The 13418-nt window shown below is 68.5% G+C and carries 12 protein-coding genes; 8 read left to right on the top strand and 4 right to left on the bottom strand.

The window, feature by feature from the left end; translation table 11 throughout:
• Nucleotides 1-90: 90 nt before the first annotated feature.
• The 7 genes from MRBLWO12_RS02180 (at nt 91) to MRBLWO12_RS02150 (ending at nt 5279) form a co-directional block, all read left to right on the top strand.
• Nucleotides 91-510 carry a pilus assembly protein CpaE gene (locus MRBLWO12_RS02180; RefSeq protein WP_363552247.1) on the top strand — a complete coding sequence of 140 codons (420 nt, stop codon included), beginning with the start codon at nt 91-93 and terminating at the stop codon, nt 508-510.
• Between the two features lie 83 nt (nt 511-593).
• Nucleotides 594-1613: a 1,2-phenylacetyl-CoA epoxidase subunit PaaA gene (gene paaA / locus MRBLWO12_RS02175; protein WP_363552246.1), complete on the top strand. Its 1020-nt coding sequence runs from the start codon at nt 594-596 to the stop codon at nt 1611-1613.
• On the top strand, nt 1613-1918 hold the full coding sequence (gene paaB, locus MRBLWO12_RS02170; RefSeq protein WP_363558493.1) for a 1,2-phenylacetyl-CoA epoxidase subunit PaaB: 306 nt from the start codon (nt 1613-1615) through the stop codon (nt 1916-1918). The genes paaA and paaB overlap by 1 nt, the downstream gene beginning before the upstream one ends.
• Entirely contained in the window at nt 1915-2766 is an 852-nt protein-coding gene (gene paaC, locus MRBLWO12_RS02165) for a 1,2-phenylacetyl-CoA epoxidase subunit PaaC (RefSeq protein ID WP_363552245.1), read from the top strand. Before paaB ends, paaC begins: the two co-directional genes overlap by 4 nt.
• A 5-nt stretch (nt 2767-2771) precedes the next feature.
• Nucleotides 2772-3293: a 1,2-phenylacetyl-CoA epoxidase subunit PaaD gene (gene paaD, locus MRBLWO12_RS02160; RefSeq protein WP_363552244.1), complete on the top strand. Its 522-nt coding sequence runs from the start codon at nt 2772-2774 to the stop codon at nt 3291-3293.
• A 1-nt stretch (nt 3294) separates the two neighbouring features.
• Nucleotides 3295-4458 carry a 1,2-phenylacetyl-CoA epoxidase subunit PaaE gene (paaE, locus tag MRBLWO12_RS02155; protein WP_363552242.1) on the top strand — a complete coding sequence of 388 codons (1164 nt, stop codon included), beginning with the start codon at nt 3295-3297 and terminating at the stop codon, nt 4456-4458.
• Between the two features lie 50 nt (nt 4459-4508).
• Complete coding sequence (locus tag MRBLWO12_RS02150; RefSeq protein ID WP_363552240.1) at nt 4509-5279, top strand: enoyl-CoA hydratase/isomerase family protein; 771 nt, start codon at nt 4509-4511, stop codon at nt 5277-5279.
• A gap of 9 nt (nt 5280-5288) precedes the next feature.
• On the opposite strand, the gene MRBLWO12_RS02145 is transcribed toward MRBLWO12_RS02150, so the two are convergent.
• The 3 genes from MRBLWO12_RS02145 to MRBLWO12_RS02135 form a co-directional block, all read right to left on the bottom strand.
• Nucleotides 5289-10064, bottom strand: coding sequence for a DUF5724 domain-containing protein (locus MRBLWO12_RS02145; RefSeq protein ID WP_363552238.1), 4776 nt, complete (start codon nt 10062-10064; stop codon nt 5289-5291).
• 2 nt (nt 10065-10066) lie between these two features.
• Nucleotides 10067-10471: a hypothetical protein gene (locus MRBLWO12_RS02140; protein ID WP_363552236.1), complete on the bottom strand. Its 405-nt coding sequence runs from the start codon at nt 10469-10471 to the stop codon at nt 10067-10069.
• Nucleotides 10472-10548: 77 nt separating this feature from the next.
• Complete coding sequence (locus MRBLWO12_RS02135; protein WP_363552234.1) at nt 10549-11205, bottom strand: uridine kinase; 657 nt, start codon at nt 11203-11205, stop codon at nt 10549-10551.
• 98 nt (nt 11206-11303) lie between these two features.
• Here MRBLWO12_RS02135 and MRBLWO12_RS02130 point away from each other — a divergent pair, with 98 nt between their 5' ends.
• Nucleotides 11304-12827 carry an ATP-dependent DNA ligase gene (locus tag MRBLWO12_RS02130; protein ID WP_363552232.1) on the top strand — a complete coding sequence of 508 codons (1524 nt, stop codon included), beginning with the start codon at nt 11304-11306 and terminating at the stop codon, nt 12825-12827.
• A 26-nt stretch (nt 12828-12853) separates the two neighbouring features.
• Here MRBLWO12_RS02130 and MRBLWO12_RS02125 read toward each other — a convergent pair whose 3' ends face one another.
• A complete protein-coding gene (locus tag MRBLWO12_RS02125; RefSeq protein WP_363558491.1) occupies nt 12854-13381 on the bottom strand; it encodes a phosphoribosyltransferase in 528 nt (175 codons plus the stop codon).
• Nucleotides 13382-13418: the final 37 nt, after the last annotated feature.

The following is a 13418-nucleotide window of genomic DNA, read 5'->3' as shown; positions in this document are numbered from 1 at the left end:
CACACTCTGCCTCACCCCTACCGACATGCATCACTCCACCGACATGCCTGACGGGGCCCTCGCGCACACGTGGTCGTCTAGCGTGGAGCTGTGATCACCCGAGAACTCGCCGTCGCCCTGCGTGATGCGGGTCTCGTGTGGCATCCGGCCGACGGCGATCGGTTCCAGCTCGACCTGCCGGAGGAGATCGAACTCGACGCCGAGGCCGACGTATTCACGGTCAGCGCGATGACCATCGAGGCACGGCAGACGCCGAGCGGGACCGACCTGGCGTTCAACGGAACCACCGAGTGGGCGCTCGACGCGGTCACACTCGCCGATGCCGTCTGGCTGCCGCGGGAGGATCAGCTTCGCGATCTCCTGCGCGGGACCTTCCGCCGCCTGTCCCGGTTGACCGACACGTTCCTGGTGGAGATCGAGCTCGCCGGCGAGACGCTCCGGTTCGAGCATCCAGATCCGTCCGAGGCCTACGGTAGGGCCCTGCTCGAGCTGGTCTCCCGCTCGCGTTGACCGACCCGCCTTGCATGTCGCGCATCGTCATGTCAGAATTACCCAACGACCGGTCAGTAAAGATCGGAGACGAGGAGTCGATGATGACCAGCCCCGCAGACCTCAGCCTCGTGTCGGGCGAGATCTCCGACGAGGAGCGCATGTTCGACGAGCTCATCGCGAATGAACAGCGCATCGAGCCCCGCGACTGGATGCCCGACGCGTACCGCAAGACTCTGATCCGCCAGATCTCCCAGCACGCGCACTCCGAGATCATCGGGATGCAGCCGGAAGGCAACTGGATCACGCGCGCACCCAGCCTCAAGCGCAAGGCGATCCTGATGGCGAAGGTGCAGGACGAGGCCGGCCACGGGCTCTACCTCTACTCCGCCGCACAGACCCTTGGCATCACCCGCGACGAGATGATGGACCAGCTCATCAGCGGCAAGGCCAAGTACTCCTCGATCTTCAACTACCCCACCCCGACCTGGGCCGACATGGGTGCGATCGGCTGGCTCGTCGACGGCGCCGCGATCGTCAACCAGGTGCCGCTGTGCCGGGCGTCGTACGGGCCGTACGGCCGCGCGATGGTGCGGGTGTGCAAGGAGGAGTCGTTCCACCAGCGCCAGGGGTTCGAGATCCTGCTCAGCCTCATGCAGGGCTCCGAGGAGCAGCGGCAGATGGCACAGGATGCCGTGAACCGCTGGTACTGGCCGAGCCTGGCGATGTTCGGACCGCCGGATGAGCAGTCGCCGAACTCCGCGCAGTCGATGAAGTGGAAGATCAAGCGCTTCTCGAACGACGACCTGCGCCAGCGTTTCGTCGGGATGCTGGTGCCGCAGGCCGAGATCCTCGGGGTCACGCTGCCCGATCCCGATCTGCGGTTCGACGACGAGACCGGTCAGTACGTGATCGGCGAGATCGACTGGGACGAGTTCTTCGAGGTGCTGCGCGGCAACGGCCCCTGCAACGCCGAGCGCCTGGAGCGCCGCCGCACGGCGCACGAGGAGGGCGCGTGGGTGCGCGAGGCCGCGGCCGAGTATGCCCGCAAGCAGGCCCGCCCCTGGGCCCCTGGGGCCTGTCCTGAGCCTGTCGAAGGGCCTGTCGAAGGGGCGGTGGCGTGATGGCGACCCCGGGCGCCGACCAGCGCGAACCGTGGCCGCTGTGGGAGGTCTTCGTGCGCGCGAACCGTGGTCTGAGCCATGTGCACGTCGGGTCGCTGCACGCGCCGGACGCCGAGATGGCGATCCGCAACGCGCGCGACCTCTACACGCGTCGCGGTGAGGGCGTCTCGATCTGGGTCGCCCCCGCGGATGCCATCACCACGAGCGACCCCGATGCCAAGGGCGCGTACTTCGAGAGCCCCGCCGGCAAGAACTACCGTCACGCCGTGTACTACACGGCGTCCGAGGGGGTGCCGCACCTGTGACCCTTCGACAAGCTCAGGGACCCATCCCGGATGCCGACGTGCACGGCGATGTCTCGGTCGATGAGCTCCAGCTGTCTCAGGAGCTGTCCGGTACCGGCGCCGTCGCCGCATCCGCCGACATCGCCGAGTACGCGCTGCGCCTCGGCGACGATGCGCTGATCCTGTCGCAGCAGCTGGGCGAATGGATCTCGCGGGCGCCCGAGCTGGAGGAGGACGTCGCGCTGGGCAACATCGCCCTCGACCTTCTCGGTCATGCCCGCTCGTTCCTGCACTACGCCGGCTCGTTCGATGGCCGTAGCGAAGACGATCTGGCCTTCTTCCGCGATGAGCCGGAGTTCCGCTGCGCGTGGATCGTGCAGCAGCCGAACGGCGACTTCGCCCAGACCATCGCGCGGCAGTTCGTGGTCGCGACCTACATGTTCGAGCTGTACTCCGCGTTGCGGACGAGCAGTGACGAGACCTTCGCGGCGATCGCCGAGAAGTCGCTCAAAGAGGTCGACTACCACCGCGACCACGCCGTGCAGTGGATGCTGCGCCTGGCCGGAGGCACCGCGGAGTCACGGGCCCGGATCATCCGCGCGAACACCGACGTCTGGCCGTACGTGGATGAGCTGTTCCGCGACGACGAACTGATCGAACGCCTCGGCGGCGCCGCGGTGCGACCGTCGAGTCTGCGCCCGGGCTTCGACGCGGTCGTCGACACGGTCTTCGGCGAAGCCGAGCTGACGGTGCCCGCGGTCGCCGCTTCGTCCGCCGGTGGCCGTCACGGCGCACACGCCACCCCGCTCGGCCACATCCTCGCCGAGATGCAGGTGCTCGCCCGACGGCATCCGGGGGCGACATGGTGACCTCGATGCGCACCCCCGACACGACGCCGACACAGGATGCCTGGCGCATCGCCGCTGCCGTGCCCGACCCCGAAGTGCCCGTGCTCACGATCGAGGACCTCGGCGTGCTGCGGGCTGTCACGGTCGACGGCTCGCGCGTGCAGGTCGACATCACCCCGACCTACAGCGGATGCCCCGCGATGGACACGATCCGCGACGACGTCATCCTCGCGCTCACCGCTGCCGGATACGACGAGGTCGACGTGCGCCTCGTGCTCTCCCCCGCCTGGACGACGGACTGGATGACGGATGCCGGCAAGACCAAACTCGCCGAGTACGGCATCGCACCACCCTCGGGTCGTGCTGCCGTGGGGTCTCTGAGCTCGTCGAGGGGCGCCGGACCCATCCGCGTGGCGCTGAGCGTGCGCTGCCCGCGCTGCGGATCCCTCGATACCCACGAGGTCTCGCGATTCGGCTCGACCTCCTGCAAGGCTCTGTTCGAGTGCCGCGCGTGCCTCGAGCCCTTCGATCACTTCAAGGTGCACTGACATGTCGCTCTTCTCCTCTGCGCCGGCCGCCGTCGCTCGCGCGACCACGCCCCGCGATGCCGCGCCGCGAAAACGTGCCCGCTTCCATACCCTCACCGTCGAGGACGTGCGACCCCTCACCGACGACGCCGTCGAGGTCACGTTCACGGTGCCGGCCGCACTGGCCGACGAGTACGACCACCTTCCCGGTCAGTACGTCGCCCTGCGCACCACGCTCGACGGCGTCGAGGTGCGGCGCTCGTACTCGCTATGCCGCGCGCCCGAGCACCGCGTCGACGGCAGTGACACGCGCCTGAGCGTGGCCGTGAAGCGCGACGAAGGCGGGCTGTTCTCCACGTGGGCGCAGACCGGGCTGCACGCCGGATTCGAGATCGACGTGATGAGCCCCCAGGGCACGTTCACCTCGGCACTCGACGACCTCGACCACCGGCACATCGTCGGCATCGCGGCAGGCTCCGGCATCACACCGCTGATGGCGCTGGCGCACACGGTGCTGACGCGGTCCGAGACCTCGCGGTTCACGCTGCTCTACACGAACAGGGCGACGCTCGACGTGATGTTCCTCGAGGACCTCGCCGATCTCAAGGACCGCTACCCCACGCGACTCGTGCTGCACCACGTGCTCTCGCGCGAGCAGCGCACGGCCCCCGTGCTGTCCGGTCGGATCGACGAGGAGAAGCTGCGGACGATCCTCGGCACGCTGATCCTGCCGTCGACCGTCGACGAGTGGTTCCTGTGCGGGCCGTTGGCCCTGGTCGACCTGTGCCGCGAGGTGCTCGCCGATCTCGGCGTCGATCGCTCGCACATCCGCTTCGAGCTGTTCACGACCGGCGACGAGCCCGCTCGTGCTGCCAGGCCGGTGGAGGTGCGCGCAGGGCAGAAGACCGTGCGCATCGAGGTCACGCTCGACGGCGTGTCGTCGACGGTGGAGAGCCCGGTCGACGCGCACGAGTCGGTGTTGAACGCCGCGCTGCGCGTGCGGCCCGATGCCCCGTTCGCCTGCGCGGGCGGTGTGTGCGGCACCTGTCGGGCGCGGGTCGTTGAGGGCAGCGTGACCATGACCGAGAACTACGCCCTGGAACCCGACGAGCTCGAGCGCGGCTTCGTGCTCACCTGCCAGTCCCACCCGACCAGCGACCGCGTGGTCGTCGACTACGACGTCTGAACAGCCTGGGTATCTGAGCCCGCCGAAGGGCCCGCCGGAAGGACACACGCATGATCGACCTGACCATCGCCGACGACGTCGCGCACATCACCCTGAACGCCCCGGCGAAGCTGAACTCCCTCGACGAACAGGCGCTCCGAGATCTCGGCGCGGCCTACGACGAGGCAGAGCAGGCCGGAGTCCGCGCCCTGGTGCTCCGCGGCGAGGGGCGCGCGTTCTGCGCCGGTCGCGACATCTCCGGCGTCGACCCGCGCGACGACGACGTGATCGGCTACCTCGGCGGCCTCGTGACTCCGCTGCTGCAGCGCATGTCGCGCTTTCCGGCTCCGACATTCGCCGTCGCGCACGGCGCGTGCCTGGGTGTCGGGCTCGGCCTGTTGATCGCCACCGACGTCGTGTACGTCGCCGAGTCCGCGAAGATCGGCTCTCCGTTCGCCGCGCTCGGGGCGACGCTCGACTCGGGCGGGCATGCACTGTTCCTCGACCGGCTGGGCGCGCACAAGACCCTCGATCTGATCTACACGGGACGGCTGATGACCGGAGAGGAGGCGGTGACCTCTGGCCTGTTCTCACGGGTGTTCCCCGACGACCAGGTCGTCGAGGCGACGACGGATGCCGCGACCACCGCAGCCCGGGGCGCCACCGCCGCCTTCCTCGCGAGCAAGCAGCTCATCGCCCGTATCCGCGACGAGCGTCTCGCGCTCTGGGATGCCGTCGGGATCGAGAACGCCGCTCAGGCCGCGCTGTGCGACACCGACGACTACCGCGAGGGCTTCGCGGCGTTCCAGGAGAAGCGGAAGCCGGTCTTCCGGGGACGCTGAGCGAGCCGGTCAGCGCACCAGCTGACTCAGGATCGTCGGATCCTTGATCTGCTGATCGCGGGCGAGCAGCACCACCTTCGATACGATCTCGGCCGTTCGAGGATCGTCATCCACGAACGGCAGGAAGATGCGGCCGCGGTGCTGCGCTCCGACCGGGATGACGAACAGCGCGTTCCCGGGGATCAGGTGCACCACCCCGGATCCGAGGTGCACGGAGTAGGTGCCGAGCGATCCCTTGATCCGCACATGATGCCCGCCGACCTCGACGTTGTTCAGATCCAGGAGCTGGGCGGTCTCATCGACGATGCGCCTGCGCACCTCGACAGAGGACTCCGACGCCTCCGGGTCGACGCCACTCGCATGCGCGACGGAGACGACGAGGTCGAGGTCTCGCATCGTCTCCGAGAAGACCCGTGCGGGAACATCCGCCAGCGGAAGCGGACTCCAGGTCCCCGAGCGGTAGAAAGTGACATCCTCGATCGCCGCGCTCTCGACGGCGGCCGCCGTCCCCCACCCGTTCATCACATCGCAGAATGCGGTGATCTTCTCGTGGTGGAAGGTGCGTGTGTACCCGTTCCCGACGTCAACGACCCACCCTCTGGCGGAGAACAGTCCGGACGCTCGATGCTCGTTGAGCTGATGACCCGCGTACCTCCGCGAGAACATGCCCTTCTCGCCCTGCTCATTCTGGTTGAGGATGTACAGCTCACGGAACGCCTGCTTGAACGGTTGCGCCCGCCCACGGAGCATGACCTCGTGTTGAAGTTCCGGCCAGTCTCCACTGGCGAGGAGATCGTGGGGATGCGCGATACGCACTCCGTTGATGAGCGCGAACGGGACGCCATCGGCAGCGATCAGCTCCGAGCCGGCCTCTCTCAGGAACCCGACCCGCCCCTCCGCATCGACCAGGATGAGCTCCGCGAGCATCCGGCCGAGCATCGGGTGGGTGCGCAGCGTCTCCAGCTCGTCGGACTCGAACACGTCTCCCAGGACGCACGCCTCCTCGAGCGACTTGCGCATGCGCGACACCTGCTTCCGCAACTCCTTGGACCGCTCGACGAGCGCGGCGATCTGCGGGAGCTTGCGGCTCTTCGCCGGCACGGCGGACAGGCGCTCACCCGCTCGGGTGGCCTCGATGCGCGGTTGCCCCTCCTCATCGATCGTCAGGCTGACCTCGAGGTCGCCATCCGTCGCCGTGACCGCTCCGTCGGCGAGGTCCGCGGCGGAGCGCGCCTCCATGGCCCAGGTCAAGCGCTGCGGGTCGCGATAGCCCGCCGTGCGCGCCAGGTTCTCCAGGGCGATGTGCACAGCCGCCGTCTCGGAGGCTCGCCTCGCCGACCCCGACGACTTCCCCCCGGCGACGTACCCGCGGAGGAACGTGTACCTGGCGAGAAGCTGCTCCTCGCCCTCCGGGAGCGCGAGCAGACCGATCGCCCGCACCGGATCCTGCTGGCGCTTCTCGACGGCCCGCGCGATCAGCGCCTCTTCGTCGATCCGGCCACGCAGCGCATCGGAGAACAACTCCGCGCGCTTATGACCCCCTGCCTGGGAAGAGAATCTGGCGGCCTTGACGACACTGTCGAGCCGCTCATCTCCCAGTTCGTCTCGCACATGTCGGAACCACTCGACGTCGACCGCTCCGCGTTCCAGGTCCACGCTGTCGAGCGGCGTGCGCCGACTGATCTCCGTCGCCCAGACATCGCGATATGACCGGTCATTCGACCAGCCGTCTTCCTTGGTGTGGGCGTGGAACCACCACACCGCGGACTCCAGCCCCGGCCAGCCGAGCACCTCTTCGATCAGCGGCGCCCATTGCGGGGCGTACATCGCCGTCTCCGCGATACGACTCTCCGGGATCTTCGCCTCCGCGAACAGGCGACGGAGCGTCTCCGCCGTGTCATCGGGAGCGGGGTAATGGATCTGCACCAGGTAGGAGAACGCGCTTTCCCGTGTCTCATCCCACATCTGGCTGCGCACGAACGGGCGTCGTCCGATCGCGCTGAGCACAGTCACCAGTCCCTTCGCGCCGCGCACGCTCGCCAGCGACCTGACCATCTCCGAGTACGGCGTCGCCATCTCACCACGGGCCATCTCGACAGTGATCACGTCTCGGCGGACCCGCTCGACCACTCGCTGCGTGGCGGATCGCGATGCCCACTCCGCCGGCGCCGGTCTCGAGAGGATGCCGAGCGGCACACCTTCACGGCGCTGCGGCAGCCCACGCGCCGACGGTCCGAGGAAGAGGTGGTCGATGAGGTCGGCCTCGGTCGCCCGTCCACGTTCGAACGCCTCCACCACGACGCGCGTCATCGGTGGGAACCGGAACGGCTGGTCGGGCACGCGGTGCGTCGTCTTGCGGTAGCGCCCGTCGTCGAAGTCGATCATCTCGCCGTTCCAGCGGTCGACCGCTCCCTCCGGCTCATCCAGGAACCTGACCGCGTTCCAGAGTCTTGCCAGCTGCCCGTCGTCGAGCACTCCGGGATCGAGGTAGCGCGGAGCGCCGGAGAACAACTGCTCGAAGAGCTCGCGCGGATCCCACCGCACCTGCGTACCATCGGGCCCGTGCGGCAGTCTCCTCGGACCGGTCAGCTCCTTGACGGGCACGGCAGCCGCCGCCAGCTCGAGCATGTCGATCACGGGCGCCGTCCAGGAAGCACGCCATTCGCGTTGCGCGAGATGCCGGAGGATCGTGTCACGCAGGTTCTCGGTATGGGTGCGCCTTCGCTTCTCGTCTGCGAACTGCCCCAGGACGGCAGCGTCGACTCGCGAAGCCCACCGTTCCTGGCTGCTGCTCCGGAGCGCGAGCAGTGCGACCTCGACCCCGCCGTCGACAAGACCGTGCCGGATCCGCTCCCACCATGGATCGATGATCTCGGCGAGCGGCATCGACCCATCGGGCGTGATCTCGGGGAGCCACTCCACGTTGGCCAGGAGAGACACGCCGCTGGATCGCTGCACCTCCGTGTCGGCATGCTCATCCAGCCACGCACCCAACGACCGCCAGATGTGCCGGGCGCCGGCGTGGTACTGCGTCCAATCGACCGAGGCGGATGGCGTCGGCCGCGTCGCCGACGTGCGCGCATCGGGGGCGTATCGCAGCACGGGGAGCAGCTCGTCAGCGGTCGGCTCCGCCGGCCCCGCGAGGTCTGCGAGCTCGTCTGCCGCGCGGCGCTGCTCGGCCGTGCCCGCACGCAACCGGCCGACCGACTCCGAGATATGCGGAGGAGCCTGCCGCCCCAGCAGTCGGAGTGCGGTCTTGCGCACGTCCGCCGGCTTGCGGGTCAGCGCGGTCTCCAGCGCCGCCGTCTCTTCCGGCGTCGGCGTGTCGATGACGTCCATGATGGCGCGGGCCTCACGTCGCACCGATGACGACGAGTCCAGCAGCAGAGTGAACAACGGCGCCCGGTGACGCGCAGCGTCCCGCGCGAGGTGTCGCGCGGCCAGCCACCGCCCGTGCGGTGTCGAACTCAGGAGCAGCTCAGGATCCAGCTCGTCGAGCGAGTACGCCAAGAGGATGTCGGCGACCGTGGCGATCCCGACCTCCCTGTTCATGGGGACAAGGATTCCGATGTCGACGGTCCGCTGCGGCCCGAGGTCCGTCACCCGACGGCGCAGCCGCGCCCTGACGGCCTCGGGGAGATCGACGTCTCTCAGCTTGCCGGCGTGACCGGTCGGCCACTCGGCGAGTGCGGCGGCGAGCACCGGAAGACTCGGGTCGTCGACAGCGACGGCGAGAGCGCCGTGGGTATCGTCGATCGCCAGGTCGACCAGGATGCGCACCGCTGCCAGGCGGCGCTTCTCATCAGCATCACCGAGAAGCGCCTCGGCCGCATCTATCGCCGTGCCGACATCCCGCACCGCGAGAGCCCACAGGCCGAGGAACACCTCGACGGCGTCTGCGCTCTGCAGCTGGCTCACGGTCGGCGGCTGCGCCAGGAACCTTGCGAGCATCCTGATGGCGATCTCGGCATCTTCGGCGTGCGACATCATCGTCGGCTCGCCCACCCAGACGCCGAAGGCGCGCACCGTGCTCGAGAATCGGATGAGCCCGTGGTCGACGATAGCCTGGAGCACGAACGCGAGAGCACCCACGTGCCCGACATCGGCCGCATCGAGGATCGTCTGGCGCCGGCCTTCCTCGCGCTCCGCCTCGAGAAGCATCTGCACGACGAGGTTCCACGCCGAAGGATCTGCACACGCCAGTAGGGCGATATACCCCTCCCGTGACGGCGCCCCGACCGGGTGTGTCCCTTCCACGCTCTCGCAGAGTATCCGTCGGACCTCGGCGTCACCCGCATCGACCGATGAGGCGAGCAGTGGGCCCAGAGGCACATTCTCCGAGACATAGGCCAGCCAGGTCGCATGCCACTCGATGGGCTGCGGATACCGTGCCGCGTGCTCGATCAACGCGCACAGATCATTCCACCGAGACGTGCGCGTAGGGCGGGGATCGCTCGTGCGGTAGGCGCGACGTGTCCATCCGCGTTGATAGGGCATGGAGATCGCCCAGGCCCACCACTGTGAGAGCTCTTCGCTGATCGGCGCGGCCAGGCCCTTGAATACCTTGGTGCGGGTTCTCGTCGGCATCTCGTCGAGCTCGCCGATGATCGACTCGATCTCCGCTGAGTCGAGATGCTCGTGTTTCTGACGAGCGCTGATCGCACGGGCGATGCGCTGCGCGAGCTGCGGGGCCATCAGTCCCCTGGCCTTGATCGTCGGTCGCGTCCACTCGTGGACGGTACTGAAGGTGCTGAGCCGCGCGTGCGCCTGTTCCCGGTCGAGCACGCTCAACGCCCCGTCAGTGCGACAAGGCGCACGAGACGGATACGGGACAGCGGGCCGAGCGCCACGATCTGATCGAGATCTTCGATCCGGACGTCGTCGACGAACGCGAAGAACAGCCCGTCGCCGAAAGCCTCCTCGGCGCGCGCGTGCGCCCGCGCGACCGTCGGAGCCGCAGGAATCGACCGCGTCTCACGAGCGAAGCTCCCGGTGTCGAAGCCGATCGCGATGTCGGAGGGCGTCAGAACGCGCAGCATCTCCGACGCGGCACGATGCGCCGAGTACGCCGCGACCTCACGTTCGATCAGGATGCACAGAAGGTCCCGCAGCCGGAACTCCCCCTCGATATCGGGAATCTCGGTCCGAACATCCCCTGCGCGGGCACCGAGTTGGGCCGTCTCCACGATCATGCAGCCAGTCTGGCATGACCCGCAGACAGCGCATCCGGATGTCGTTCCTGCCGGCCACGTTGGCCGGGGAACAGCGTCTATGCGCCCCGGAGGATGACAGGGTGCGCGAGATCGCGATAGTCGACGAGCACGGAGGCACGCTCCTCCGGTCGGCACTCCGCAAGATAGCGACGCTGACCATCCACGTACCGCACGTTCTCCGCCGCCTCCGGATCCGACGAGGAACCGTCGCGCAACGCCATTCGTCGCATGGATTCTTCGAACGGCACGCCGAGGAAGACGGTGTGATCCCACACGCCATCGAGCTCGGGCCGGTGCAGGAAGATCCCGTCGACCAGGAGCACAGCTCCTCGGGGAACGGGCAGACGAGGACCGACCACGATTTCGTCGGTCTGCACGTCATGGTGTCTGGGCAGGTACGTCCCGCTCCCCTGCCGGAAGGGGGCGATCACCTCGCGGCGGAACGCCTGGTAGTCGTACGAGTCGAGCCAGAAACCGTCAGGCGACGTCCGACCCCGCTGGTATCGATGCGCACGCACGTGATGGAACCCGTCGATCGAGACCCTCACGACAGGGCAGCGCTCGCGTAGGAACGACGCCCAGTCGTCGGCGAGGCGGGTCTTGCCCGCGCCATCGACGCCATCGATCCCGACGATGAGATTCGGCCCGTCGGCGGCCGGCATCGTGAGGGCTCCGGTCAGCGCCGAGAAGAACTCGCTCCGTACGTCGTCCACCTCTGCCTCGTTCCTGTCGTCGATGACAGATCCTGTCATATGGGACGGCAGCTGCCTGCGAGGACCCCGGTGTCCGACCCCGGTGGCAGAATGCGGGGATGATGCTCTCGGAGCTCGTCACCACGACAGAAGAGGTCGCTGCGACCTCATCACGCCTCGCGAAGATCGACGCGCTGGCCCGGTTGCTCGCGCGCGCGGAACCGTCCGAGATCGCGCCGCTCGTCGGCCTGCTGCTCGCGGCACCGCGGCAGGGGCGCCTCGGGGTCGGCTGGCGAGGGATCGCCGCCCTCGACGTGCACCATGCCGAGGCATCGACGCTGCGCATCGCCGACGTCGATCACGCGCTCGACGCGCTGGCCGCGGCATCCGGCACCGGGGCGAACGCCGCGCGGAGCAGCATCCTCGGCGCTCTGGCCGCACGCACCACGGCCGGCGAATGGGACTTCCTGACCAGGGCGATCCTGGGCGAACTGCGCACCGGCGCGCTCGGCGGCGTGCTGCTCGACGCGATCGCACGAGCCTCCGGTCGCACGCCGGCCGTCGTCCGTCGCGCGGCCATGCTCTCGGGAGATCTCGGCACGACCGCGCACCTCGCCCTCACCGGCACCGCCGCGGAACTCGAGGCCGTCGGTCTGCAGGTCGGGCGTCCGGTGCTGCCGATGCTCGCCGGTACCGCTGCGACCCCGACCGCCGCTCTGGAGCTCGCGGGCGAGTCATCGGTCGAGTTCAAGCTCGACGGTGCGCGCATCCAGGTGCATCGACACGGCGAGGAGGTCGGCGTATACACACGCAGCCTGGCCGATATCACCCATCGCGTGCCCGAGCTGGTCGAGATCGTGCGATCGCTCCCGGCGCACGACCTGATACTCGACGGAGAGACGCTGTCGCTCGATGAAGACGGCGGGCCGCGTCCGTTCCAGGAGACGATGTCGCGCTTCGGTGCCGATGTCTCCCGCGAGCTCCTGCTGCGCCCCTGGTTCTTCGACCTGCTGCACGTCGACGGGCGCGACTTGATCGACGAGCCGCTCTCCACTCGTCTCGCCGAGCTCGAGCGCATCGCGGCGGACTGGCGCATCCCGGGCATAGTGACAACCGATGCCGCCGCGGCCGAAGCGCTCTCCCGAGAGGCACTCGCCGCCGGCCATGAGGGCGTCGTCATCAAAGCGATCGACTCGCCGTACACCGCGGGCAGGCGCGGCAAGTCCTGGATCAAGGTCAAACCCGTGCTGACCTACGACCTCGTGGTGCTCGGGGCGGAGTGGGGATCCGGTCGCCGACAGGGCTGGCTGTCGAACCTGCATCTGGGCGCGCTCGATCCGGAAGGCGAGTTCGGAGAGCCCGGCGCCTTCGTCATGGTCGGCAAGACCTTCAAAGGCCTCACCGACGAGCTGCTGAACTGGCAGACCCAGACGTTCCCCGAGTTCGAGACGCGTCGCTCGGCCGGCACCGTCTTCCTCCGGCCGGAGATCGTCGTCGAGATCGCGATCGACGGCGTGCAGCGCTCGCCCCGCTATCCCGGCGGAATCGCGCTGCGCTTCGCCCGGGTCAAGGGCTACCGCACCGACAAGACCGCCGCCGAGGCCGACACGATCCAGACGCTGCGCGCACTCCTGCCGAGCTGACCCGCGGAGCCCGCAGGCTCTGGCGCTCAGGCCGAAGGAGCGAGCCCTTGGTCCTCTTCGACCACGGTGCCCTGGAACGACCACGGGAAGTTGATCCAGAGGTCGGTGTCCTTCCAGGCATAGTCGGGCTGGATGATCGTCGTCGGCTTCGTGTAGATGGTGACCGAACGCACGTCGGCGCCCTTGTCCTTCAGCAGCTGCACTGCGAGGGCGAGGGTGCGGCCGGAGTCTGCGACATCGTCGACCAGCAGCACGCGGCGACCGTCGAGGTAGGCCATGTCGAGCTCGGGAGGCAGCACCTCCGGCGCATCGAGCACGGTGCCGATGCCGGTGTAGAACTCGACGTTGATCGCGCCGCAGTTCTTCGCACCCAGGCCGTAGGCGATGGCGCCCGCCGGCAGCAGACCGCCTCGCGCGATCGCCACGACGACCTCGGGCGCGAACCCGCTGTCGACGATGGTGCGTGCGAGCTCGCGGGTCGCCGCGCCGAATCCGTCCCAGGTGAGCGTCTCGCGCTCGATCGTTGCATCAGTCACCGATTCATTCTCCTGCATGCGGGCGGTGGCCCGTTCCACGTCGAGGGGTCAAGAC

This window comes from Microbacterium sp. LWO12-1.2 (assembly GCF_040675875.1).
In the GTDB taxonomy this organism is placed as follows: Bacteria; Actinomycetota; Actinomycetes; order Actinomycetales; family Microbacteriaceae; genus Microbacterium.
The sequence above is the reverse complement of the archived record's forward strand: the minus strand, read 5'-3'. Positions and strand labels throughout refer to the sequence as shown.